Origin of the sequence: Rhizobium sullae (assembly GCF_900169785.1) — a bacterium.
GTDB lineage: Bacteria > Pseudomonadota > Alphaproteobacteria > Rhizobiales > Rhizobiaceae > Rhizobium > Rhizobium sullae.
Window position 1 is genome coordinate 76,182 of the sequence record NZ_FWER01000019.1, and the last position, 22,922, is coordinate 99,103.

Below are 22,922 nucleotides of genomic sequence, written 5' to 3' on the forward strand. Positions count from 1 at the left end.
TCCCAATACGCTTGGAACCTGAAGTCGCAGTGCGCGGAAATTGCTTTGGTCAGGCATCAGCAGATTTTAAGATTTCCTCGCGCGAAAACCACTCCTCCTTCGTCATGGTTTTGACATCGAACTGATCGCGCGTCCGGGCATAGGTGTTGCCGCCCATTCGTCCGACTGCATCCATCATCTGCTGATCGACATGGAAGTTCGAGGGGTTGACCGCATCGCTTCGGACAAAGACGCCGAGCACCTCTCCAAGAATGATCTCGCGGGCCGGGCCGACCTGCAGGGTCGTGTGGCGGCGGCATTCGAGCGCAGCCGGTGCCGACAGGATGCGGGGGCTTCGCACCATCTGTCCAGGCGCCGTCGCCAGGCCGGCCTCGGCAAGCTCGCTCACGTCGGGGCCGAACTTGATCGCACAGATTTCCATCTGGTCAACGAGTGCCTGATCGACGATGTGGATGGTGAACTCCCCTGTTTCGCGGATGTTGCGGGCGGTATCCTTGAAGCTCATATCGGAATAGTTCTCGACGCCGATGGCGACGACGGCTGGATCGTGCGTCAGCACATTGAAGAAGCTGAATGGACCGGCATTGGGTTCGCCATCCCTGCTCACCGTGGTGATCAGGGCGATCGGCCGGGGAATGACCGTTCCGATCAGGAGCTTGTACCGCTCCCGTTCTGTCAGGGCTGCGAAATCGAAATGGGTGTGTTCTTTTTTGTTGGTCATTTATGCCTCCGCAGCGACGCGAAATATTTCAAGCGGGGTGTGGCGGCTGAGATTTTCGAAGCCGTCCTTGGTCACGACATAGAGGTCGCCGATGTTGCAGCCTGCGGACAGAGGTTCGAGCCATTGGGTGTGCAGAACGAACACCATGCCCTCCTCCAGCCGGTCATAATTGTGAGACGAGATGTTGAAGCTGTTCTGGCCGCCAGCCATGCCGACGGAGTGTCCGAGGTTCGGGTTGTGGGGGCCTTCCGTCGCGGGATAGACGTGCATCAGCTTGCGTCCCTGCGCTTCCCAGTCCACGTTCTTGACATATTGTTGCGGGATCAGCCGCGCCTGACCGTCCGGCATCGAGGACCAGTTATAGGGCATGGTGCGCGCTTCCGGGGAGGTCAGCATGCCCCGCTCGATCATCGGCTCGAAGGCGGCATTGTTGATGTCGCGCATCAGGGCGCCCGGCCTGATCAGCTTTTCGGCGCGTTTGACGCCGTCGGTGCAGACGGCGAGCACCTCTTCCTGGCGTTTGGTGATATCGCCGACCGCGATCATCCGCGCCGTCTGCGCGGTATAGCCGCGATAGGTCACGTTGGAGATGTAGAGGTTGATCAGATCGCCAGGCCGGACAATGTGCCCATAGGGCTTGCCGCAATGCGTGCCGAACTCGTTGATGCCGATCTGGTAACCGTCGCCGGTTTCTCCACCGAGCGCAAGCTGGGCATAGCTAAAGGCCGAATAGATTTCATGGTCGGTCACGCCGGGCTTGGCGACATGATAGGCTGCCTGCGTGCCGATGCTGACCAACTGCGCGGCGGCGCGGAACAGTTCGATCTCGCGCGGCGATCGGACCTTTTGCATGCGGTCCAGGATGCCGTTATCGGCCACGAAGTTGGTCTTTGGAAGCTGCTCCTCCAGAGCCGCCCAGAAGGTTAGCGAGGTCTTGTCGCCGATCCGGCCGATCTGGGCCTTTGCAAGGCCGAGATTGCCGAGGACCTCGGCGCATTTTTCGGCGGTCTTGATGATGGAATCACCGGGACGATCCGAATATTCCCGGCCGATCGGGCCGATCTGCCAGATTTCATCGACCAGCACCGGTTCGCCGCCGGGTGGGAGCAGCACGGACTGCGTGAAGAAGGACAGCAGCACCATCGCCTTGTCCGAATCGGTCGGAATGATCAGCACGCCTTCGCGCATCCAGTCGCAGATATAGCGGAGATAGGCGTTGGACGTATGGAACCAGCCGACGCCGCCCGTATGAACGATGAGCGCATCGTGACCAGCCTCGACGGCCTGCCGCCGGATGCGGCGCAGGCGATCTTCGAATTCCTCGACCGGTAGTGGAAGCGGTGCTGAGAATTCGAAATCCGGTTGGAAATTGGCCAACAGCGATCCCATCCGACAGGCGCCAGTCTTGGTTGCGCACATGTTCATTGAGCTATTCCTTCAAAATTCACCAAAAGTTGGTTTGTTCGCATGGATCATGCCTGCTTCGGCGGTGCGAGAACCCGTCTAGCGACTAGCATCACCACGAGGGTCAGCCCGATCAGAATGCCGGAGATCGCGGCTACGCGGACGTCCAGCGATTCCTCGATCAGAGCGAACATCCGCAGGGGCAGCACGGTGGTCTGGGCGTCTGCGAGGAAGAGCGAAACCGAGACATTGTCCAGCGACTGGATGAACACCAGAAACGCCCCGGCCAGAATGCCGGGCATCAGCAGGGGCAGCGTCACCCGGCGCAGCGTCGTGAACCATGATGCGCCCATGACCGTCGAGGCCTCTGCCAGAGACGGATTGAGCCCCTGTGCGACCACGGATGCGGCGCGGTACATCAGCGGCCCGAACACCACGATATGGCCAGTGACCGTCAGCCAGAGCGAAGGCTGGAGCCCGACAAAATTCGCCACGATCAGGGCGGCAAGACCATAGACCAGACTCGGCAGAACCAGAGGGGCCAGCAGCAACGGCTCGATGGTGCCGACGGTGCTGCGCCGCATCCGCGTCATGCCGATGGTGGCCGGGATCGCAAAAAGCAACGCTCCCAGAACCGCAAGACCAGCGATCTTCAGCGAATTCCAAGCCGCTATGTGCTCGGTTGCAGACCGGACCGGATCGAGCAGCGCTTCATACCAGCGGAACGAAAACCCTTCCGGCGGATATTTCAGCGTCTGTCCCGACGTGAACGACATGGTCAGCGCAATGAAGATCGGAGCGACGAGATAGAGTACGCACAGGCCGCCGAAGCCGAAGACGAAGGCCTTGTAGAGAAACGAGGGAAGTGGATTTTCTCTGATATCACGCATGGCCGACCAGCCTCCTGTGGCGGGAAATCATTGTCATCGCGACCAGCAGGCAGCCGGTCGAGATCAACAGAACCACGGCGATTGCCGATGCCAGCGGCCAGTCGAACAGCGTTCCGACCTCGCGGTAGATGAGCTGCGGCACATAGACATTGCGCGCGCCGCCGATGACGGCCTGGGTGACGAACGAGCTGCTGGTGCTGGCGAAGACGAGAATCCATCCGGCGAGCATGCCGGGCAGCATCAAAGGCAAAAGCACCGTGACGAAGATCCGCCAGGGGCCGGCACCGGAGATCTGGGCAGCCTCGCTGAACTGCACCGGCGTGCGCGACAGGATGGCGATCAGCGGCAGGATGATCAAAGGCAGGTCGATCTGGCACATCGCCATCAGCAATCCGAATTCCGTGAACATCAGGCTGATCGGGCTTCCCATCAGGCCGAGTGCCATCAGCGCCTCGCTGATCGGTCCCTGCCGGCCGAGGATGACGATCCAGGCGAAGGTGCGCACCACATTGCTGGTGAGCATCGGAATGAGCGTCAGGAAAATGATGACCTGGCGGGCGGTCCTGCCGCTATGCCAGTACAGGAGCGCGATGGGCACGCCGAGCAAGGTCGTGCCCACCACCGTTTCCAATCCGAGCCGTGCGGTGTTGACGAGAACCCGGAAATTGAACGCATCGCCGAAGAAGCGTCCGTAGTGCTCTAGGGTAAACCCTGCGGAGCCGGAAAAACTGAAGCCGACGAGAACAGCGAGCGGCGTCGCAAAGAATGCCACCGATAGCAGAAGCATCGGAACAACGTAGGGGAAACCGCTCGCCTTCATCATCTTGATCCTCAGCCAGCGACCAGAGCGTCGAACTTGCGGATCCAGTCCGCGCGGTTCTTATTGATGGCAGCCCAGTCCGGATAGACCATGTTGGCGAGCTGATCGCGGGTAACATAGGCTTCGATGCTCGGCGTCAGGGCGACGTCCTTGTTGGTCGGGAACATTTCCGTCGGCGGCATTTTCAGCATGTCCTGCGCGGCCTTGGAGATGGCGGCATCCATGTAGGCATAGGCCGCATCCAGGTTCTTGGCGCCCTTGGTCAGATGGATGTTGACCGGGGCAGCCGGCGAGCCGGTTTCGGGCTGAACGAACTCGGCCTTCATGCCCAGCGATTTCAGGCGGGCGACGTTGCCGGTCGAGCACATGAAGACGGAGATCTCGCCCTGCTGGAACAGCGTCATCTGGTGGTTGGTGCTGTCGACGACACCCTTCAAGTGTTCCGGATTGTCCCTGAACAGCTTGAAGACGGCATCCATGTCGGTCGGTCCCGAACCGAAGATCCTGGCGATCTGGCTATAGGCCATGACGGCGGTGTTCGAGGCAAAACCGGTCCAGGACACCTTGCCCTTGTAGGCCGGGTTTTCGAACAGGTCGCGATAGCCTTTCGGCTTCGGCACCATATCCGGGTTGTAGGCGATGCCGTTGACTTCGATGGTGACGGTCGGGCCGTATTCGCCCTGGAAGGCCGGAGCGAGCATGCCCCAGTTCTTCAGCCGGCTCGGATCGATCTTCTGGATGAGATCGTTCTCGATGGCAGTGGCCATCTGGCCCGGCGACATCAGCAGCGTGTCGTAGGGAGGGTTGCCAGGGCTTGCCATCACCTTGGCCAGTTGGTCCTGCGCCATGGCGGGAGCGATCGTCAGACCGTAGCCTTCCTGCTGCAGGATTGGCGTGAGTGCCTTGCGATAGCCATCCTCCCAGTTGCCCGGGAAGGTCGCGGCGACGGCCGTGCCGCCGGCCGCGCGGGCAGAGAATGGAAGCGCGGCAACTGCGGCAGCGCCGGCAGCCAGCATGCCGAAGTGGCGGCGGGTAATGTTGAAGTTTTTCATCCTGTTCACCTCTGTTGGTTGTGTTGGTTGGTTCATTCTCTTGGGGGAAATTCCCGGTTACCCCGGAAAGGCATGACACCTGGAGGTGTCGATCTCCGCGAAAAGTGTCGTTCCCGGTTCGGGAATATGGGTGGAAGGTCCCCGGACCTCTGACGAGCGCAGGCCGGTGCCGTCATCCATGACGAGGTCGTGGACGAGCGATGGCCCCAACGGCACGGAGACCGTCAGCTTGGCGGCAAGCGAGTTTTGGCTTTGCACCGGCATCAGACGAACATTCTCGGGACGGAAGGTGATCGCCACGTTCGATCCCGGCGTAAAATTCAGGCGGCGCGGCAAAACGAGGGACTGTTCGCCGGGAAGACTGATCACCGTGGCCTCGGCATCCAGTCGATCGACCGTGCCATTGAGTATGTTCGCCTGACCAATGAACGCGTTGACAAACAGTGTCTTCGGCCGGTCGTAGACCGCCATCGGCGTGTCGATCTGTTCCACATTCCCCTTGTTCATCAGCACTAAGCGGCCTGCGAGGCTTTGTGCCTCCTCCTGATCGTGCGTCACGATGAGCGTGGTGATCCCAAGAGTTTTTTGCAGGTGAAGAAGCTCGACCTGCAGATCGAAGCGAAGGGCGCGATCCAGTGCGCCGAAGGGTTCGTCGAGCAGAAGCAGGGACGGACGCCCGGCAATGGCGCGGGCGACGGCCACGCGCTGCTGCTGCCCCCCGGACAGTTCGCGCGGCAGCCGGTTTCCATATCCGTGCAGTCTGACAAGCGACAGCATCTCGTCGACACGCGCCCTGCGCTCGGCCCGCGGGACCTTTTGGCAGGCGAGCGGATAGGCGATATTTTCCGCGACGGTCAGGTGCGGAAACAGCGCATAGTTCTGAAAGACCATGCCGATGCCCCGTGCTCGCGCCGAGACATTGGCGAGATCGTCGTCCCCCAGTATGATGTTGCCTGCCTTCGGATGGATCAGGCCTGCGATGGCGCGCAGGACCGTCGATTTGCCGCAGCCGCTCGGGCCGAGCAGCGCGACGATCTCGCCCGCCTCGACATCGAACGAGACGTCGCTGACGGCGTTTTGCCCGCCGTAGCTGTGGGTCACACCCCGGACACTGAGCCGCTTTCGATCGGCCGTCTTTGCAATGTCTAGCATTTGGCTTCCCCGATCTTGCGTTGTGGTCACTGACGATTCAGCCCCTTCGTCGCGAGACGAAAATGCGGACTAGTCAGAAGTGTTGCGTCAAACGTGTTCATGCAAAGGGAATAGCAAGGGCCGTGCCAGTTTGAATTTCCGACGTTCCACGATTTTACAAACAACTGAAATGAAATAAATATTTTTGATTTATGTACATTCGAAACTTTATAATTATATAGATCTCTGCGTTTGTGCGAATTTTATGTTTGCGTAAAGTTTCACCAAAGCATCGCATTTATAAGCACGCTTTTGACCATAAATTGAACGATCACTCCCCGACGCGGTGCAAAGACACACCCTCAAATCATCGTATGGCGCCACCTTAATGGCGCACCATGGCGCACCAATCGAGGCTGGAAGCCGGAAACTCTTCAAATATGCCTCAAAAATGGCCGTCAGGCGAAAATTTACGCATACCTCTTTCGAAATATTGTGCGAAATAATGTCCGAAAGTTTGTATTAAAATGATAAATTCACAAATACTGATTTAATTTCATTGCGTTATAATCACCTAGACGCAACTGGCACGACGATTGCGTTGCTGATCCCAGGAAGTTCACACAAGCGAGAACGATAAGGGGATCCCATGAACAACGTGCAGAAAAACTTGAAGGCAGGTTTGGCAGGCGCAGTGATCACGTTGATGGCCGCCTCCTCATTTGCGGCGGAGAGTGCGGCAGTCAAAATGGTGCCCGATACCGACGTGGCAACACTGCCGGGCGTCGCCCTTACGCAGAAACTGGCAGACGCATTGCCATCGTCGATCAAGTCGGGCGGCGTGCTGAAGGTCGCCACCGACCTGACCCCGCCCATCAGCTTCCATGCCGACGATGGAAAGCTGATCGGGATCGATGCGGACATCGCCGCAGCGCTGGGCGTCATCCTTGGCGTCGATGTCCAGATGACAGATGTCGGCGCAGGTGCGGCGATCGTTCCCTCCATCCTGTCGAAGCGTTTCGACATCTCGATCTCCGGGATCAACGACGACCTCGAACTGGAAAAGCAGGTCGACGTCATCGACTATATGTACGACGCGACTACGATCATGACGATCAAGGACAATCCCCTCGGCATCCAGGCAATGACCGACCTCTGCGGCAAGAAGGTCGCCGTCCCGGTCGGTACCTTCCAGGGAAAAATGGTCGAGGCGGCGTCTGCGAAATGCGCGACCCCGATCGACATCATGTCCATCCCGAAGATGCCGGATGTTCTTCAGGCCGTTCGCACCGGCCGCGCGGATGCGACCGTCAATGGCTACGCCACCAGCGTGTACACCACGGCCAACCAGACCGGCAACGGCAAGGGCCTGCAGGCGCTTCCGGATATCCGCCTTGCTGTCGGCTATCTCGGCATGCTGACCGCCAAGGACAATCCGGAACTGCGCGACACGGTGGTCGCCGCCCTGCAGCAAATGGTCGATAGCGGGGCCTACGAGACCATCATGAAGAAATGGGGCCTCGGCCCGCTCGCCGTGAAGACCGTCAAGGTCAACGACGCAGCCAACATGCCGGTGGATTGAGCCCATGTCCCTGTTTGCGGCTCAACCGGCGTCACTGACCCTTGCCCCGCCATCAGCTAAGCCGATCCGGTGGGGCCAGATCGCAATCGGTGCCATAGCGATCCTTGCGCTGGCATTCTTTGCCCAAATCGTGGCGCAAAGCCAGAGCGTCCAATGGGCCGAGATACCGCGCTATCTCGTCCATCCCTCCATCCTGAGCGGTGTTCTCCTGACGCTTGAGTTGACAGCCGGCGCCATGGTGTTCGGGATCGTCCTTGGATGCATTCTGGCGCTGATGGCAACGTCGGAGAACCTGGTTCTCAAGGCTCTGGCTGCCGCCTTCGTCTGGTGGTTTCGCGGCGTGCCGCTGATCGTCCAGATCTTCTTCTGGTTCAATATCGCGCTCTTCATCCCGCAGGTCGGGGCGGGAGACTACAGCATCTCGATCAACGACCTCGTGACGCCGGCACTGGCGGGTTTTCTGGCGCTCGGGCTGCATGAAGCCGCAAACATGGCGGAGATCATCCGCGGGGGGCTGATTGCAGTCGATCGAGGACAGCGCGAAGCTGCAACCGCTCTTGGCCTGAAGAACCGGCAGATTTTTCTGACCGTTATCCTGCCACAGGCAACACGTCTCATCGTCCCGCCGACAGGAAACCAGGCCATCGGCATGCTCAAGGCCAGCGCCATCGTGTCGGTCATCGGCATGCAGGATCTGCTGACGCAGGCGCAGGCGATCTACGCCCGAAACTTTCTGGTCATCGAACTGCTGTTCGTCGCCTCGATCTGGTACCTCGCGATCACCACCGTGGCATCGATCGGCCAGCACTATCTCGAAAAGAGTTTTCTGCCCAAGAACCGCCACTCGGCAGAGAAGCCCCGCGCCCGGCGGCGCGCATCATGACCGCCGGGGAATTGAAAAAACGACTTCACACGACCAAGGACGCCATCGAAGTGCGTCCGATCAGGAAACATCAAGGAGTTTTGATATGAAACTGGGTATCGACAGCATTAAGCTGCCAGAGTCGAAAAAACGGGGTCCTTTGGCTAGCCTCGATCACGTCAAGGAACTGGGGCTGGCAGGCATCTTCTTCAGTACGGCGCTCGACATGAGTCCCACTGTCGACCTCGGCGAACTGCGAGACATCCGATCGAAAGCCGACGAACTGGAGCTCTATCTCGAGAGTGGTATCGGAAAGATCAATCCCTATTGCAGCGCCGAGGAACCGGCGCTGCGGGCCATTGGTGACGGCGACATCATAGCCGGCTTCACGCGCATGATCGAGGCGAGCGCCGCCATCGGCTGCTTCGAGTTGTGGGTCGCACCAGGCAACTTCAAATCCGAATATCGCGGCCGGATGGCCAACGACCGTTTTCGCACGGACGTGACCTGGGAAGAGCAGTTGGCCGGCATCGAGAAGGTGCTGCAGAAGCTCGCTCCCGTGGCACGCGCGAACGGCGCACATATGAATATCGAAACTCACGACGAGATTACCTCCTTCGAGATTCTGAGATTGATCGAAAAGGTCGGCTCTGACTGCGTCGGCGTCGTCTTCGATACGGCGAACGGGTTGCAGCGGGCGGAACATCCGGTCTTCGCCGCCAAACGCCTGGCTCCCTATATCCGCCAGACGCATATCAAGGATGCCTATGTCGGGCGCGCGCCCGGCGGTCTCGATTTCCAGACCCGGCCCTGCGGCGACGGGATCGTCGATTTCGCCACGATCCTACCCATTCTTGCGGAGGCAAACCCTGCGCTGAACCTGTCGCTCGAAGCTGCTCAGTCTGTGGACGACAAGCGTCGCAAGGCGAATCCGCGCCAGTGCATCGAGATCGACGATCCGATCTGGAGAGCCGACCACCCCGATCTGACGCCGGATGAACTCGCCGCGTATATGGCGACGGTCGATGCCTATGAAAAGCGGGTCGCCTCCGGTGAGGTTGCCGATTGGGAAGCGTATGAGGCGAGCCAGTACGGCTACCCGACCTACGAGCACCAGTCCTATGGCTTTGATGCGGCGATCTGCTTCATCAAGCAGTCGGCCCGCCATATCGAGGCAATCTGCCGGGATAAGGGCATCGCCCTATCCTCCCCGGCGCAGAAACAGAAGGCGGCCTAGTCGCCAGCCGGGTGTTGGCGGCATTGGCTGCCAACACCCGAAATCGTCGCGCACAACAGCAGGCCAGACTTGCGCACAAACATTCTTATAGAAATAATTATAGCATAACGATATCAGAATGCGGTGACTAGTTCGGGTGGAGACTCGAACCCGAATCTGACCCGGAGACGGCAATGAAGAAAACGCGCCGCCAAAGCGCCAAGACCACGCCCGTCGTCAATGGCGGGGCAGAAACTGCCGACAACAATGACGATGTTTCGGAGCGCATTCGCACTACGCTGGCAGCTGCCATTGGCGAAGGCGCGCTGAAGCCGGGCACCAAGATTTTGGAGGAAGCAATCGCCGAGCATTTCAGCGTCAGCCGAACGGTAGTCCGCGGCGCGCTTGGTGTACTCGAAAGCGACCATCTTCTTGAGCGAAAGCGAAACCGCGGCACGTTCGTGGCCGAGCCGAGCATTGAACAGGCCAAGAGCCTTTTCGAAGCACGCCGAAAGTTAGAGCGGCTCCTCCTGGAGCTTGTCGTCACACGAGCGACATCGGAGCAACTGGATGCGCTTCAGAAGCTGACGGACGAGGAAGAACATATCCATCACCACGGAGACGAGAAATCCAAAACGGTTCTTTCCGGCAAATTCCACATCGTTCTGGCCGAGTTGACCGGTAACCCGGTGCTGACCGAAATGCTCGCGAAGATCGTCGCGCGTCTCTCCCTCGTCATGGCCCTGTATGAAGAGGAGCGCAAAGACGACTGCGGCGCTGACCACCATCGCATGATCGTTGCCGCCCTGAAGGCCAAGGACTTGGAGAAGGCGCAGCAACTGATGGATCACCATTTGGCCGACATCGAGGGCCGGGTTCGGCTGACCGAAGGACAAGGCGACCGGCATACCTTTCTGGCGGTGCTGGAGAACTTTTCCTGACACTGGCGATTGATCGTTTAGGGTCGACAGCGATCGCCTTGAATGGATTTGAACCCGCTTGCCCCGTAATCTAGTTGTGCGGATGAAGCGACCTCTTCACGGGCGGCTGAGCGCCGCTCGCGACATGACCGGGAGGGCTTTGAGTTTACGCTCAAACACGCTTTCAGCGCAGAGAACAGCCGATTTTCGCATCACCATTGGTTGCGAAGTGAGCCTGACCCGATTTGCCTGCGGAACCAAGTGATTGTTTTTGTTGAATAGAAGATCTGAATCGGGGAATTTCCGTCAAAGAAAAACCCCGGCAACTTGTTGAGTTACCGGGGTTTTCTGGATTTTATATTGGTTGCGGGGGCCGGATTTGAACCTGCGGCCGCAACGAAAACTGTTGAGTTAAAAAGGTGGCGAAAGAGATAGCTAAAGGCTCAACCGTGGCCGCACTTTCGATCAAATCGGAGAAGGCATAGGAGGCGTGAACACCAGTAGTCTTCGATTTCCATCTCCTAATCCCCTGCCCCAGACTCGACCTTGAACCTCCAAGTATTGCCTTTTTACGACCTTTAAGCCCAGAGATGCTCCGGCGTGCACCATGATGATCCATCGTGTCCAAGAGTGACTGAACGTGATCCATAATCATCGTTCCACCGCGGTCATGCGCCGGGTTTGGCCTGCATCACGATCCGCACCGCGATTTCGACCATCCCCGCGTTCCCGACACGCATCCGCATCTGAAACGCCACGTGCTCTATGCGATCAGCCGTCAGCAATGGGAACGAGGGATCGGCTGACGCCGTATGCTCATGCGCGGCAGAGATAGGAGAGTGTTGTGCTGTCTGGATGTGCGGCACTCCAGCCCGAACTGGTCGTGGGAAGCGCCATCGCGACGCAACTTCTTCAATTCGCTCCGTTTGCCTATTCCGGGTGATGAGCCCCCGCTATATGCCGAAGCCGCTGATCACTCAGCAGGATGCGGTGTTTGCGGATGGTGGCCGGGCGAAGAGGGTGGACGCTTCCACCAGCCGGCCGAACGATTCACCAGCCGGAAATAGAGGCCGTAGGGCATCAGCCGGAGAAGTTTCAGCATATAGGTGAAGCGTTTCGGAAAGCTGACTTCGAAGCGGCTGGATTTGAGGCCTGCCGCGATTTGTCCGGCGGCTTCCTCTGGCGAAACGAGCGGCGGCATGGGGAGGCTGTTTTCGCGCGCCGCCGGCAGATCGGCGAAGCCGGGGCAAATGATCTGGATGCGGATGCCCATCTTGTCGAGATCGAATTTCAGGCTTTCGGCCATGTTGATCAGCGCCGCCTCGGTGGCGCCATAGGCTGCGCTCGTCGGAAGCCCGCCATAGCCGGCGGCGGAAGAGACGATGGCGATCTGCCCCTGCCCCTTGGCTTTCATGTGCCGGATGGCAGGCAGCAGGCAATTGACGACGCCGGAAAGATTGACGGCGAAGCTCTTCTCGAAATCCGCGCGGTTCAATTCCTCGGCATGCACAGGCTGGTAAATGCCGGTATTGAAGACGGCCAAGGCGAGCGCGCCGTGCTCGTATTCGATCGAGGCAAGCACATGCTCCATATCCTCCGGATCGGTGACGTCGCCGTCGAGAACGACGATGCTGCCGCAAAGACCGCGTGCTTCGGCCTGCAGTTCGGCCAGTTCTTCATGATTGCGCGCAGTGACGGCGACTTTATATCCCTCGCCTGCCAATTTCAGCGCCAACGCCCGTCCGATGCCTGAATTCGCGCCGGAAATCCAGGCGATGCCATGTTCGGGACGGGCGACGAATTCACGCATGATAGACTTCCTCCAGACTGCCGATTCAGCACGAAACCAGGTCCGGAAGTTCCTCGCTGCCTCCCGGATTCATGCCTCTATCATGCTATTGTGGCTCATTTCAGCCGATCCGGCCGTCGATGGTCCGGCAGAACGGGTTGATGTGCTTGATCAGCTTCTGGGACCGCCAATGGGGGCAGTCCGGAGGCAAATTGCAAGTCACGCGGGATTTTTGAAAGCAGAAGTCTAATTTTATCGTGGCAGGCGGGGTCCTGGAATAGCATTTCTTGCCAACCCAGCCTTGTGAAGGGAAAAGACCGTTCCTAAACTACCACTTCCACAGAGGCAGATTCCATGACCTTCCACCCATCCGTCATCGAGGCGATCGGCAACACTCCGCTCATCAAGCTCAAGGGCGCATCCGAAGCGACCGGCTGCACCATCCTCGGCAAGGCGGAGTTCCTGAACCCCGGCCAGTCGGTGAAGGACCGCGCCGCGCTCTACATCATCCGCGATGCTGAGAAAAAAGGGCTGCTGAAGCCCGGCGGCGTGATCGTCGAAGGCACCGCTGGCAATACCGGCATCGGGCTGGCGGTCGTCGCCAACGCGCTCGGCTACCGCACGGTGATCGTCATCCCGGAAACGCAGAGCCAGGAGAAGAAGGATGCGCTGAAGCTGCTCGGCGCCGAGCTCGTCGAAGTACCTGCCGTGCCTTACAAGAACCCCAACAACTACGTGAAGGTTTCCGGCCGCCTGGCTGAGCAACTGGCGAAAACCGATCCGAACGGCGCCATCTGGGCGAACCAGTTCGACAATGTCGCCAACCGCCAGGCACATATCGAAACCACCGCCGCCGAAATCTGGAGGGATACCAACGGCAAGGTCGACGGCTTCGTCAGCGCCGTCGGCTCGGGCGGTACGCTTGCGGGCGTCGCAGCCGGTCTCAAGGCGTTCCGCAAGGACGTCAAGATCGCCATCGCCGATCCTGAAGGGGCGGCGCTTTACGAGTTCTACAAGAACGGCGAATTGAAGTCCTCCGGTTCCTCGATCACCGAGGGTATCGGCCAGGGCCGTATCACCGCCAATCTCGAAGGCTTCACGCCGGATTTCGCTTATCAGATTCCCGACGCCGAAGCGCTGCCTTACGTCTTCGATCTCGTCGAACACGAGGGCCTCTGCCTCGGCGGCTCGACGGGAATCAATATTGCCGGTGCGGTACGCCTCGCCAAGGATCTCGGCCCGGGCCATACCATCGTGACGATCCTCTGCGATTATGGCAACCGCTACCAATCGAAACTTTTCAACCCCGATTTTCTGACGTCGAAGGGGCTGCCCGTTCCGGCATGGCTGACTGCGTCGCAGGACATAAAGATACCTTACGAACCAGCAGCGTGAGACCCATGCCAGTCAATCCCCTCTATCGTGACGATTTCTATCTTTCGACATGTGAGGCGGTGGTCACCGCCATTCACGAAGACGGGGGAATCGAGTTGGATCAGACCTGCTTTTATGCAGCCTCCGGCGGCCAGCCGGGCGATACGGGCTTTCTCGAACGCGCCGACGGCTCGAAGATCGAACTCGGCCCGACGAAACACGGGGCGACCAAGGATATCGTCATCCACACCCCGCCTGCGGGCCAGCCGCAGCCGGTCGTCGGCGAAAAGCTGGTGCTGCACGTCGACTGGCCGCGCCGCTACCGGCTGATGCGCATGCACACGGCCTGTCACCTGCTGTCCGTGGTCTGCTCCTATCCGATCACCGGCGCTGCGGTCGGCGAGGACGAGAGCCGCGTCGACTTCGACATGAGCGAAACGATCGACAAGGATGAGGTGACGGCGAAGATGATGGAGCTCGTCGCCCAAAACCACCCTGTCTATGTCCAGTGGATCACCGACGAGGAATTGGCTGCAAACCCCGGCATCGTGAAATCGAAGAACGTGCGCCCGCCGATCGGGCTTGGCCGGGTCAGCCTAGTCTGCATCGGCGAAAACTCGGCGATTGACAGCCAGCCCTGCGGCGGCACACATGTCTCCGAAACGCAGGAAGTCGGCCAGATCCACATCGCCAAGATCGAGAAGAAGGGCAGGGAGAACCGGCGCTTCCGCATCCGCTTCGGCGTGCCTGGCAGCGAAGCCTAGAATCAGTCAGGGAGAGATCAGAATGAGCGAAGAGAAGAGCCGTTTCGTCGTCTCGGCCGATTGGCTGCAGGGTGAGCTCGGAAAGCCGGACCTGCGCGTGCTGGACGCCTCCTTCTACCTCCCAGCGCAGAACCGCGACGCGGACGCCGAATATTCAAGCGGCCATATTCCGAGCGCGATCCGCTTCGATCAGGACAAGATCGCGGACCATTCCACCGGTCTGCCGCATACCATCCCCTCGCCGGATTATTTCGCGGAAGAAGTAGGCAAACTCGGCATCAGCGAGACGGACCGCATCGTCGTCTACGACGGCATCGGCATGTTCGCCTCCCCGCGCGTCTGGTGGCTCTTCCGGGTGATGGGAGCGAAAAACGTCGTCGTTCTCGACGGCGGCCTCGATGGCTGGAAGGCGGAGGGTCGCCCGCTCGAAACGGATGTCCCGGCCTACAAACCGGCGACCTTCAAGACGAGCTATGACGCAAGCCGCGTCGTCACCCTGGAAACGATGCGCGACATCGTTTCCAGCGCCGCCCTGCAGATAGCCGATGCCCGCAGCGCCGGACGCTTCGCCGCCACCGAACCGGAACCGCGCGCCGGGATGCGCTCCGGGCATATGCCAGGCGCCCGCAACCTGCCGTCCGGCGTTTTTGCCAATCAGGGCCGTTTCAAATCACTGCCCGAATTGAAGCAAACGATCGAAGATGCTGGAATCGATCTTTCGAAACCGGTCGTCACCTCCTGCGGTTCGGGGATTACGGCCGCGATCATCACGCTGGCGCTCGAATCGATCGGCCATACCGACAACAAGCTCTATGACGGCTCGTGGAGCGAATGGGGCAGCCGCGACGATACGCCGGTGGTGACCGGTCCTCCCGACCCGATCAAGGCCTGAGACGCGCCATGGCGAAGTCCCCCTCCTCGCTCACGGCCCATATCACCCGACTGGAAATGACTTCGCCGCCGAAGGCAAGCCTACCGGTGCCGGTCAACATTCAGACGGCGATCATGCGCGCGCCCGGCATTCCGCTGCCCTTCTACCGCTACCTCTACCGGCAGGTCGGCGCCCGCTGGCAGTGGGTCGACCGGCTGCGGATGAGCGACGAGGCGCTGGCGGAAACCCTGCACGACAAGCGTAACAATATCAGCGTGCTCTACGTCAACGGCGCCCCTGCCGGCTTCTACGAGTATTTCTGCGAGGACGAGGACACGATCGAGCTCTGCCATTTCGGCCTGATCGAGCACGCGCTCGGCCTCGGCATCGGCAAGTGGTTCCTGCTGCAGGCGCTTTACGCGATCTGGACACTGAACCCGACACGCGTCACGACGACCACCAACAATCTCGACCATCCGCGCGCCCTGCAGCTCTACCAGATGTTCGGTTTCTCGCCGGTTTCGACCGGCACCGGTATCGTACGGCCGCTGAGCGATAAGGAACTGCTGGAGATTGCCAGGAAGAGCTGACGGTGCACTCTACGATCACCGCGATATGCCCGTAATCTGGTGTCGCTGCCCTTCAAGTGGCCAAAGAAAATGCCAAGGAGCTGTTCCGTGAAGTCCTCCCCGACAGCTGTGTCTGCGATCGAACGCCCGCGTGGCAGTCCCGGTGAAGTCTTCTGGGTCTTCCTGAAACTCGGCTTGACCTCCTTTGGCGGCCCCATTGCTCATCTCGGCTACTTCCGCGACGAGCTGGTGATGCGGCGCAGGTGGACCGACGAGGCCGGCTATGCCGATCTCGTTGCACTTTGCCAGTTCCTGCCGGGACCGGCGTCAAGCCAAGTCGGCTTCTCGCTCGGCATCCTGCACGGCAACGGTTTGCTTGGCGGGCTTGCGGCATGGTTCGCCTTCACCATGCCGTCGGCGATCATCCTCCTGGCTTTCGCGCTCGGTGCCGCCGTTTTCACCGGACCCGAAGCGGAGGGATTCCTCCACGGCTTGAAGCTCGTGGCCGTTGCTGTGGTGGCCCAAGCGATCTGGGGCATGGCGAAGAGCCTCACGCCCGACCGCGAACGTGGCGGCATTGCGCTGGCAGCCGTTGCCATCGTTGCCTTCATCGGAGGATCGTTCGGCCAGATTGGCGCAATCGCGCTGGGTGCCGTCGCCGGGCTTTGGCTCTGCCGCGCGGAAGTACCCGCGTTGACCGGTCATCTCGGCTTTCCCGTCTCGCGCCGGGGTGGAGCGATCGCACTCGTCTTGTTCGCAGCCTTCTTCCTGATCCCGCCGCTGGTTGCGGGCGCAACGGGCCATCAGGCGGTCGCGCTGTTCGATGCCTTCTACCGCTCGGGTGCGCTGGTCTTCGGCGGCGGGCATGTCGTGCTGCCGCTGCTGCAGACAGAAGTGGTGACACCCGGCTGGGTGACGAACGAAGCCTTCCTCGCCGGCTATGGTTTGGCGCAGGCGGTGCCCGGGCCGCTCTTTACCTTTGCGGCCTATCTCGGCGCGGTCATAGGACCAGCGCCCCATGGATTTGCCGGAGCGGCCATCGCGCTTGTCGCCGTCTTCCTGCCGGGACTGCTACTGGTCTATGGCATGCTGCCTTTCTGGGATGCGCTGCGGCTGCGGCCGGCCGCACAGGCCGCCATGCGCGGTGCGAACGCCGCCGTCGTCGGGATCCTCGGTGCCGCACTCTATAGCCCGGTCTGGACGAGCGCCGTGCTCTCGACCGTGGATTTCGCGCTGGCGCTCACAGGATTCCTCCTGCTTACGGTCTGGAAGACGCCGCCCTGGATCGTGGTATTATTGTTGGCAGCGAGTGGTACGCTTCTCCATCTGATTTGAGATCTCCGGCCAAGACGAGAATTTTCGCGTTGACTCGGGATTGAAGCAATGAGGAGTACAACGGAGGAAAACGATCATGCCAGGCATCAGCGTGCGCTACATCGTCGATGACGTCGATGCGGCAGTGGAATTCTACACACAGCGTCTCGGCTTTTCCGTCGCGTTTCGTCCCGCGCCGGGCTTTGCCATCCTGACCAGGGACGGTTTCCGTCTTCTCGTCAGCGGAATGACGGGACCGGGCGGGGCGCCTCAGGCGATGCCGGACGGGCGCAAGCCGGAACCGGGCGGATGGAACCGCATTCAAATCGAAGTCGCGGATCTGGAGACGGAGGTCGCGGCGCTGCGCCAAGCCGGCGCGCGCTTCCGGAACGAAATCGTGCAGGGAATGGGTGGCAAGCAGATTCTTCTCGAGGATCCCGCAGGAAACCCGATCGAACTGTTCGAAGCGCCGAAAAAATGAGCTTCGTGAATTTGCGCAGCCGGCATTGAAACAATGGCGCAGGAATCGGGTGGTTAAAGCGGCTTTGAAGGCGCATTTCATGGCAATTGCGAAGGAGATTTGCCATGTCAGCCATCCGTTTTTCCGCCATGCCGTCCGCCGATGCCGAGCACCTCTGGAACGGCGGCCGTGATGCCTATGACAACCTGCCGGAGACCATGGTCTCCGATGGGCCGGGTCATCCCTGCCGCCATTGCCTGAAGAATATCGATGCCGGCGACGCGCTTCTCGTTTTCGCCTACCGTCCGTTTCCGGAATTGCAGCCCTATGCCGAGACCGGCCCGATCTTCCTGCACAAGAATCGCTGCGAACGTTATGCGGCGGCGGAAGTGCTGCCGCCCGTGCTGACGACGAGCCGCGATTTCATCGTGCGCGGCTATGGCGAGAACAACCGCATCGTCTACGGCACCGGCGCCGTCACCGCGATCGCCGACATTCCGGGCTATGCCGAAGAGCTGCTGAAGCGTCGGGAAATCGCCTATGTGCATGTCCGCTCGGCGCGCAACAATTGCTTCCAGTGCCGGATCGACAAGCAAAAGGCGCCGGCCTTCAGCGAGACCGGCGCCTTCATCTAACGCAGCGTGATGGGATTTACGCTACGTTCAATACGCTTTCCGCCGCGTGGGCTTCGTAGCCAAGCGCATCGGCAACCGGTTTGTTGGTGATGCGGCCCCTGTGGACGTTCAGGCCGTTGCGTAGATGCTTGTCCTCGGCGATGGCGCGCAGGCCGCGGTCGGCGAGGGCCAGACCGTGGACGAGCGTCGCATTGTTCAGCGCATGTGCGGACGTGACGGGAACCGCGCCTGGCATATTGGCGACACAGTAGTGCACCACGCCGTCGACCTCGTATGTCGGCTCGGAATGCGTCGTCGCATGCGAGGTCTCGAAGCAGCCGCCCTGATCGATCGCGACATCAACGATCACCGAGCCCTTCTTCATGCCCGAAAGCATCTCGCGGGTAACGAGCTTCGGCGCGGCAGCGCCGGGGATCAGCACAGCGCCGATGACGAGGTCGGCGGAGAAGACCTCCTCCTCCAGCGCCTGGATGCTGGAATAGCGCGTGTGGATGCGGCCGCCGAAAATGTCGTCGAGCTGGCGAAGGCGCGGCAGCGACTTGTCAAGGATGCTGACGTCGGCGCCGAGGCCGGCTGCCATCTTGGCTGCATGCAGGCCGACGACGCCGCCGCCGATGATTGCGACCTTGGCCGGCAGCACGCCGGGCACGCCGCCAAGGAGAATGCCGAGACCGCCGTTGGCCTTCTGCAGCGCCGTGGCGCCTGCCTGGATCGACAGGCGTCCGGCGACTTCCGACATTGGCGCGAGCAGCGGCAGGCCGCCACGCTCGTCGGTAACGGTTTCGTAGGCGATTGCGGTGACGCCGGACGCGAGCAGGCCCTTGGTCTGCTCCGGATCGGGTGCCAGGTGCAGGTAAGTATAGAGAAGCTGGCCGTCGCGAAGCTGCGCCCATTCGGAGGGCTGCGGCTCCTTGACCTTCACGACCATGTCGCACTTCTCAAAGATGTCTTTTGCCGAGGCCGCGATCTTCGCGCCGGCGGCGGCATAGGCGGCATCATCGGCACCAATGCCGGCGCCTGCCTTTGTTTCGACCCAGACGTCATGGCCATGGGCAACATATTCACGAACCGAGGCGGGTGTCAGGCCGACACGATACTCATGATTCTTGATTTCTTTCGGGCAACCGACACGCATTTAGCGTTCCTCTCATTTTATGTCCGCTTATGCGGCGCGCTATCGACGATCCAAATCCAAACACCGGGCGCGCGAAATGTCCTTGCAAAGACCATTTGCGCGGATGCTATTTTTCGAAGATTATTGCGCAAACCCCGCTGTTTTCGAAGGTTATTCGAATGTCGGAACTTGATACCATCGATCGTGCGATTCTGAGGGCGCTTCAAGCGAACGCCCGCATCACCAATGCCGACCTCGCCAACAAGGTCGGCCTTTCGGCCTCGGCCTGCTCGAGACGGCTCGACATTCTCGAGAAGAGCGGCGTCATCGGGGGCTACCACGCACGTCTTTCGCACAAGGCGCTGGACTACAAGATGATCGCCATCGTGCACATCTCGCTCTCCGGCCAGTTTGCGAAGACCCTTGCGGAATTCGAGGCCGCGGTGAAGCGCTGCCCGAACGTGCTCGTCTGCTACCTGATGTCAGGTGAATACGACTATATTCTGCGCGTCGCCGCCCGCGACCTGGAAGACTATGAGCGCATACACCGCGACTGGCTTTCCGCCCTGCCCCATGTCGTCAAGATCAACTCCAGCTTCGCGCTGCGGGAAATCATCGACAGGCCGAATGTCGGCCTTTGAGGCCTTGCAAAGCGGTAAGAATCCTGACCTGCTTCCGTCGTATGCGGGCCTCTCCCGCCTTATGGCAAGACATGAATTCCAAGACGCAAGGCTATATCTTCGTCCTCCTGGCGATCACCATCTTTTCCGTGCAAGATGGGATCTCGAAGCATCTGGCGAGCATCTACCCGCCGGTTTTTGTGACGATGATCCGCTACTGGGCCTTTGCGCTTTTCACGATCCTTCTCGCGTCGAGAATGCGCGGCGGCCTGAGGGAGACCGCGCACACGAAGCGGCCTCTGCTTCAGGTCCTGCGTGGCGTTCTACTTGCCGCGCAGGTCGTGTTGGCGATCACTTGTTTCGCGATCATCGGTCTTGCGCACACCCAAGCGATCTTTGCCGGCACGCCGATCCTGATCGCCCTGCTTTCGATGCCGCTGCTCGGCGAGCGCGTCGGATGGCGCCGCTGGACGGCAATCTGCGCGGGGCTCGCCGGCGTTCTTCTAATTCTGAAGCCCGAAAGCGGTTTCATTGATCCGAAGCTGCTGCTTGCGGTCTTGGGCTGCTTCCTTTTCGCCTTCTACGTCATCGCCACCCGCCTCGTCAGCCGCGATGATTCTTCGATGACGAGTTTCTTCTATACCGGGGTTGCGGGCGGCGTAACGATAACGCTCATCGGTCCTTTCTACTGGACCTCGATGTCGGCCGGCGACTGGGGCTGGATGGCGCTTCTCTGCCTGACCGGTATCTCCAGCCATTACTTCCTGATCCGCGCCTACGACATGCTCGATGCCGCAGCCGTTCAGCCGCTCACTTATCTGCAGCTTGTCTACGCCTCGATTATCGGCGTCGTCATCTTTGGCGAAGCCCTAAGCCTCAACACGATCGCCGGCTCGATGATCGTTGTGGCTGCCGGCATTTTCACCATCTGGCGTGAGCATGTGGTGGCGCGCAGCAGCGCTGTCCGAAAATAGGGTCATACTCGTAATTTAGCATCTACTGTAAAAGGATTTTCAACCTTTTCGCGATAGTGAATGCTAAGTATTCTTTTGAGGGCAGGAAATGCGCAATCTGAATATCATTACCCGCAAGGCCGAACGCAAGTATTGCCGCATTTTCGGCAAGGTCCGCTATCTCAATAACGAAGTAGACGTCCGCATCCTCGATCTCTCGATAACGGGCGTTGCGCTGGAAATTCGAACGCCGCTGCATGCGGCATCAGGCAGCCGCGTTCAGATCGTCGCCGAAGACCTTGGAACGCTCTATGGTATAATCCGGTGGAGCCATAACGGACGCCTTGGCATCGAGTTCGATCCGAACTCGAACTCCAGGGCACAGGTTGCCTCCTATTTCCGATTCTTCCACAAGGAAGTCCGGCCGGTGTTGAAGCGATAACATTCAACACCAGCCTGTCATTTTCCCGATGCACTCCCGTGCAAATCACTCTAGGCTCGCCGCTGCGTTGAGCCATGCGTGATTTGTGAAGGAATGTTCGATGTCTTCCATCCTTAATTTGCACCCGATTACCCGCCGGTCGCTGCTCGGCGGACTTGCCGCGACTTCGGCGCTCGTTCTGCTTCACCCGTTCGCGGCGCGGGCGGCCGCCAACCAGGCGCATCTGCGCCTCATGGAAACCACCGATATCCACGTCAACGTCTTCCCCTACGACTATTATGCCGACAAGCCGAACGATACGATGGGTCTGGCCCGTACCGCGACGATCATCGACAACATCCGCGCCGAAGCGGCAAACGCACTGCTGATCGACAACGGCGACCTGCTGCAGGGCAATCCGATGGGCGATTACATGGCCTATCAGCACGGCATGAAGGACGGCGACGTGCATCCGGTCATCAAGGCGATGAACACGCTTGGCTACACGGTCGGCACGCTCGGAAACCACGAGTTCAACTACGGCCTCGATTTCATGTTCAAGGTGCTCGGCGGCGCGAATTTCCCGTTCATCTGCGCCAACCTCACGAAGGGCCAGCTTGCCTCCGATCCGAAGAAGGACGATCTCTTCTTCAAGCCCTATGTGATCGTCGAAAAGCAGATCAAGGACGGCGCAGGCAACGAGAGCCCGGTCAAGATCGGCTTCATCGGCTTCGTGCCGCCGCAGATCATGCTCTGGGACACCAAGAACCTCGAAGGCAAGGCGCAGACTCGCGATATCGTCGAGGCGGCCAAGGCCTGGGTTCCGGCGATGAAGGAGGAAGGCGCGGATATCGTCATCGCGCTTTCCCACTCCGGCATCGATGGCGCGGCACCCTCCGAGAAGATGGAAAACGCTTCGCTGCATCTTGCCGCCGTCGACGGCATCGATGCGATCTTCACCGGCCACCAGCATCTCGTCTTCCCCGGTCCAAAGAGCTGGGACGGGATTGCCAATGCCGATCCGGTGAAAGGCACGCTGCACGGCAAGCCGGCTGTCATGGGCGGCTTCTGGGGCTCGCATCTCGGCCTCATCGACCTGCTTCTCGAAAAGGACGGCAAGAGCTGGAAGATCGTCGATTTCACCGCCGAGGCGCGGCCGATCTATCACCGCGACGACAAGAAGAAGGTCGTTGCCGATGTCGCTGACAAGAAGGACGTGATCGAGGCCGCAAAGACCGAGCATGAGGCGACGCTTGCCTATGTCCGCACCCCGGTCGGCAAAACTTCGGCACCGCTCTATTCCTACTTTGCGCTCGTTGCCGACGACCCGTCGGTGCAGATCGTCAGCCAGGCGCAGACCTGGTACATCAAGCAGATGCTGGCCGATACCGAATTCAAGGATCTGCCCGTGCTTTCGGCCGCCGCGCCCTTCAAGGCGGG

The 22,922-nt window shown here is 60.1% G+C and carries 22 protein-coding genes and 2 pseudogenes; 16 read left to right on the top strand and 8 right to left on the bottom strand.

Going from position 1 to position 22,922, the window contains the following annotated elements; genetic code table 11:
* Positions 1 to 49: 49 nt before the first annotated feature.
* From BN1800_RS18885 to BN1800_RS18910, 6 genes and pseudogenes are all read right to left on the bottom strand, one after another.
* A complete protein-coding gene (locus BN1800_RS18885; protein WP_027508878.1) occupies positions 50 to 721 on the bottom strand; it encodes a flavin reductase family protein in 672 nt (223 codons plus the stop codon).
* On the bottom strand, positions 722 to 2,146 hold the full coding sequence (locus BN1800_RS18890) for a M24 family metallopeptidase (protein WP_087000112.1): 1,425 nt from the start codon (positions 2,144 to 2,146) through the stop codon (positions 722 to 724).
* 47 nt (positions 2,147 to 2,193) lie between these two features.
* Positions 2,194 to 3,015: an ABC transporter permease gene (locus BN1800_RS18895; protein ID WP_027508876.1), complete on the bottom strand. Its 822-nt coding sequence runs from the start codon at positions 3,013 to 3,015 to the stop codon at positions 2,194 to 2,196.
* Positions 3,008 to 3,838, bottom strand: coding sequence for an ABC transporter permease (locus BN1800_RS18900; RefSeq protein WP_210191283.1), 831 nt, complete (start codon positions 3,836 to 3,838; stop codon positions 3,008 to 3,010). The genes BN1800_RS18895 and BN1800_RS18900 overlap by 8 nt, the downstream gene beginning before the upstream one ends.
* 8 nt (positions 3,839 to 3,846) lie before the next feature.
* Entirely contained in the window at positions 3,847 to 4,887 is a 1,041-nt protein-coding gene (locus tag BN1800_RS18905) for an extracellular solute-binding protein (RefSeq protein ID WP_087000114.1), read from the bottom strand.
* A gap of 57 nt (positions 4,888 to 4,944) precedes the next feature.
* Positions 4,945 to 6,140, bottom strand: a pseudogene (locus tag BN1800_RS18910) (ABC transporter ATP-binding protein).
* A 527-nt stretch (positions 6,141 to 6,667) separates the two neighbouring features.
* Between BN1800_RS18910 and BN1800_RS18915 the strand changes: the two are divergent.
* From BN1800_RS18915 to BN1800_RS42495, 5 genes and pseudogenes are all read left to right on the top strand, one after another.
* Entirely contained in the window at positions 6,668 to 7,600 is a 933-nt protein-coding gene (locus tag BN1800_RS18915; protein ID WP_087000118.1) for an ABC transporter substrate-binding protein, read from the top strand.
* Positions 7,601 to 7,604: 4 nt separating this feature from the next.
* Positions 7,605 to 8,483, top strand: coding sequence for an amino acid ABC transporter permease (locus BN1800_RS18920; RefSeq protein ID WP_087000120.1), 879 nt, complete (start codon positions 7,605 to 7,607; stop codon positions 8,481 to 8,483).
* Positions 8,484 to 8,568: 85 nt separating this feature from the next.
* A complete protein-coding gene (locus BN1800_RS18925; RefSeq protein WP_087000122.1) occupies positions 8,569 to 9,699 on the top strand; it encodes a sugar phosphate isomerase/epimerase family protein in 1,131 nt (376 codons plus the stop codon).
* A gap of 173 nt (positions 9,700 to 9,872) precedes the next feature.
* Complete coding sequence (locus BN1800_RS18930; protein ID WP_087000124.1) at positions 9,873 to 10,619, top strand: GntR family transcriptional regulator; 747 nt, start codon at positions 9,873 to 9,875, stop codon at positions 10,617 to 10,619.
* A gap of 619 nt (positions 10,620 to 11,238) precedes the next feature.
* Positions 11,239 to 11,404 (top strand): annotated as a pseudogene (locus BN1800_RS42495) (GNAT family N-acetyltransferase); the annotation flags it as partial.
* A 167-nt stretch (positions 11,405 to 11,571) separates the two neighbouring features.
* On the opposite strand, the gene BN1800_RS18935 reads toward BN1800_RS42495, so the two are convergent.
* Positions 11,572 to 12,408, bottom strand: a complete 837-nt coding sequence (locus BN1800_RS18935; RefSeq protein WP_087000126.1) for an SDR family NAD(P)-dependent oxidoreductase — start codon at positions 12,406 to 12,408, stop codon at positions 11,572 to 11,574.
* A 333-nt stretch (positions 12,409 to 12,741) separates the two neighbouring features.
* Between BN1800_RS18935 and BN1800_RS18945 the strand changes: the two genes are divergently transcribed.
* The 7 genes from BN1800_RS18945 (at position 12,742) to BN1800_RS18975 (ending at position 18,374) form a co-directional block, all read left to right on the top strand.
* The gene (locus BN1800_RS18945) at positions 12,742 to 13,782 is read left to right on the top strand and encodes a cysteine synthase A (protein ID WP_027508844.1); all 1,041 of its coding nucleotides are present in this window, start codon (positions 12,742 to 12,744) and stop codon (positions 13,780 to 13,782) included.
* 5 nt (positions 13,783 to 13,787) lie between these two features.
* Entirely contained in the window at positions 13,788 to 14,525 is a 738-nt protein-coding gene (locus tag BN1800_RS18950; protein ID WP_027508843.1) for an alanyl-tRNA editing protein, read from the top strand.
* A gap of 22 nt (positions 14,526 to 14,547) precedes the next feature.
* Positions 14,548 to 15,417, top strand: coding sequence for a 3-mercaptopyruvate sulfurtransferase (gene sseA / locus BN1800_RS18955; RefSeq protein ID WP_087000130.1), 870 nt, complete (start codon positions 14,548 to 14,550; stop codon positions 15,415 to 15,417).
* 8 nt (positions 15,418 to 15,425) lie between these two features.
* Positions 15,426 to 15,986 carry a GNAT family N-acetyltransferase gene (locus BN1800_RS18960; protein WP_027508841.1) on the top strand — a complete coding sequence of 187 codons (561 nt, stop codon included), beginning with the start codon at positions 15,426 to 15,428 and terminating at the stop codon, positions 15,984 to 15,986.
* 87 nt (positions 15,987 to 16,073) lie between these two features.
* Complete coding sequence (chrA, locus tag BN1800_RS18965; RefSeq protein WP_244564551.1) at positions 16,074 to 17,300, top strand: chromate efflux transporter; 1,227 nt, start codon at positions 16,074 to 16,076, stop codon at positions 17,298 to 17,300.
* 76 nt (positions 17,301 to 17,376) lie between these two features.
* A complete protein-coding gene (locus BN1800_RS18970) occupies positions 17,377 to 17,760 on the top strand; it encodes a VOC family protein (RefSeq protein ID WP_027508839.1) in 384 nt (127 codons plus the stop codon).
* Positions 17,761 to 17,864: 104 nt separating this feature from the next.
* Entirely contained in the window at positions 17,865 to 18,374 is a 510-nt protein-coding gene (locus tag BN1800_RS18975; RefSeq protein WP_087000134.1) for a DUF1203 domain-containing protein, read from the top strand.
* 16 nt (positions 18,375 to 18,390) lie between these two features.
* On the opposite strand, the gene ald is transcribed toward BN1800_RS18975, so the two are convergent.
* Positions 18,391 to 19,509, bottom strand: a complete 1,119-nt coding sequence (gene ald, locus BN1800_RS18980) for an alanine dehydrogenase (RefSeq protein ID WP_027508837.1) — start codon at positions 19,507 to 19,509, stop codon at positions 18,391 to 18,393.
* 158 nt (positions 19,510 to 19,667) lie between these two features.
* Between ald and BN1800_RS18985 the strand changes: the two genes are divergently transcribed.
* From BN1800_RS18985 to BN1800_RS19000, 4 genes are all read left to right on the top strand, one after another.
* A complete protein-coding gene (locus tag BN1800_RS18985; RefSeq protein WP_027508836.1) occupies positions 19,668 to 20,129 on the top strand; it encodes an Lrp/AsnC family transcriptional regulator in 462 nt (153 codons plus the stop codon).
* Positions 20,130 to 20,200: 71 nt separating this feature from the next.
* Complete coding sequence (locus tag BN1800_RS18990) at positions 20,201 to 21,082, top strand: DMT family transporter (RefSeq protein WP_087000136.1); 882 nt, start codon at positions 20,201 to 20,203, stop codon at positions 21,080 to 21,082.
* A gap of 88 nt (positions 21,083 to 21,170) precedes the next feature.
* Positions 21,171 to 21,503 carry a PilZ domain-containing protein gene (locus tag BN1800_RS18995; protein WP_027508834.1) on the top strand — a complete coding sequence of 111 codons (333 nt, stop codon included), beginning with the start codon at positions 21,171 to 21,173 and terminating at the stop codon, positions 21,501 to 21,503.
* Positions 21,504 to 21,603: 100 nt separating this feature from the next.
* A partial coding sequence (locus BN1800_RS19000; protein ID WP_087000138.1) for a bifunctional 2',3'-cyclic-nucleotide 2'-phosphodiesterase/3'-nucleotidase occupies positions 21,604 to 22,922 on the top strand: 1,319 nt, incomplete at its 3' end.

Bases quoted from the DNA above. Each gene is read 5' to 3' on its own strand.
- BN1800_RS18885 (WP_027508878.1), bottom strand. From the start codon at position 721: ATGACCAACAAAAAAGAACACACCCATTTCGATTTCGCAGCCCTGACA.
- BN1800_RS18920 (WP_087000120.1), top strand. From the start codon at position 7,605: ATGTCCCTGTTTGCGGCTCAACCGGCGTCACTGACCCTTGCCCCGCCA.
- ald (WP_027508837.1), bottom strand. From the start codon at position 19,509: ATGCGTGTCGGTTGCCCGAAAGAAATCAAGAATCATGAGTATCGTGTC.
- BN1800_RS18945 (WP_027508844.1), top strand. From the start codon at position 12,742: ATGACCTTCCACCCATCCGTCATCGAGGCGATCGGCAACACTCCGCTC.
- BN1800_RS18925 (WP_087000122.1), top strand. From the start codon at position 8,569: ATGAAACTGGGTATCGACAGCATTAAGCTGCCAGAGTCGAAAAAACGG.
- BN1800_RS18900 (WP_210191283.1), bottom strand. From the start codon at position 3,838: ATGATGAAGGCGAGCGGTTTCCCCTACGTTGTTCCGATGCTTCTGCTA.
- BN1800_RS18930 (WP_087000124.1), top strand. From the start codon at position 9,873: ATGAAGAAAACGCGCCGCCAAAGCGCCAAGACCACGCCCGTCGTCAAT.
- BN1800_RS18975 (WP_087000134.1), top strand. From the start codon at position 17,865: ATGTCAGCCATCCGTTTTTCCGCCATGCCGTCCGCCGATGCCGAGCAC.
- BN1800_RS18895 (WP_027508876.1), bottom strand. From the start codon at position 3,015: ATGCGTGATATCAGAGAAAATCCACTTCCCTCGTTTCTCTACAAGGCC.
- BN1800_RS18970 (WP_027508839.1), top strand. From the start codon at position 17,377: ATGCCAGGCATCAGCGTGCGCTACATCGTCGATGACGTCGATGCGGCA.
- BN1800_RS18905 (WP_087000114.1), bottom strand. From the start codon at position 4,887: ATGAAAAACTTCAACATTACCCGCCGCCACTTCGGCATGCTGGCTGCC.
- BN1800_RS18995 (WP_027508834.1), top strand. From the start codon at position 21,171: ATGCGCAATCTGAATATCATTACCCGCAAGGCCGAACGCAAGTATTGC.
- BN1800_RS18890 (WP_087000112.1), bottom strand. From the start codon at position 2,146: ATGAACATGTGCGCAACCAAGACTGGCGCCTGTCGGATGGGATCGCTG.
- BN1800_RS18915 (WP_087000118.1), top strand. From the start codon at position 6,668: ATGAACAACGTGCAGAAAAACTTGAAGGCAGGTTTGGCAGGCGCAGTG.
- BN1800_RS18950 (WP_027508843.1), top strand. From the start codon at position 13,788: ATGCCAGTCAATCCCCTCTATCGTGACGATTTCTATCTTTCGACATGT.
- sseA (WP_087000130.1), top strand. From the start codon at position 14,548: ATGAGCGAAGAGAAGAGCCGTTTCGTCGTCTCGGCCGATTGGCTGCAG.
- BN1800_RS18935 (WP_087000126.1), bottom strand. From the start codon at position 12,408: ATGCGTGAATTCGTCGCCCGTCCCGAACATGGCATCGCCTGGATTTCC.
- BN1800_RS18960 (WP_027508841.1), top strand. From the start codon at position 15,426: ATGGCGAAGTCCCCCTCCTCGCTCACGGCCCATATCACCCGACTGGAA.
- BN1800_RS18985 (WP_027508836.1), top strand. From the start codon at position 19,668: ATGTCGGAACTTGATACCATCGATCGTGCGATTCTGAGGGCGCTTCAA.
- BN1800_RS18990 (WP_087000136.1), top strand. From the start codon at position 20,201: ATGAATTCCAAGACGCAAGGCTATATCTTCGTCCTCCTGGCGATCACC.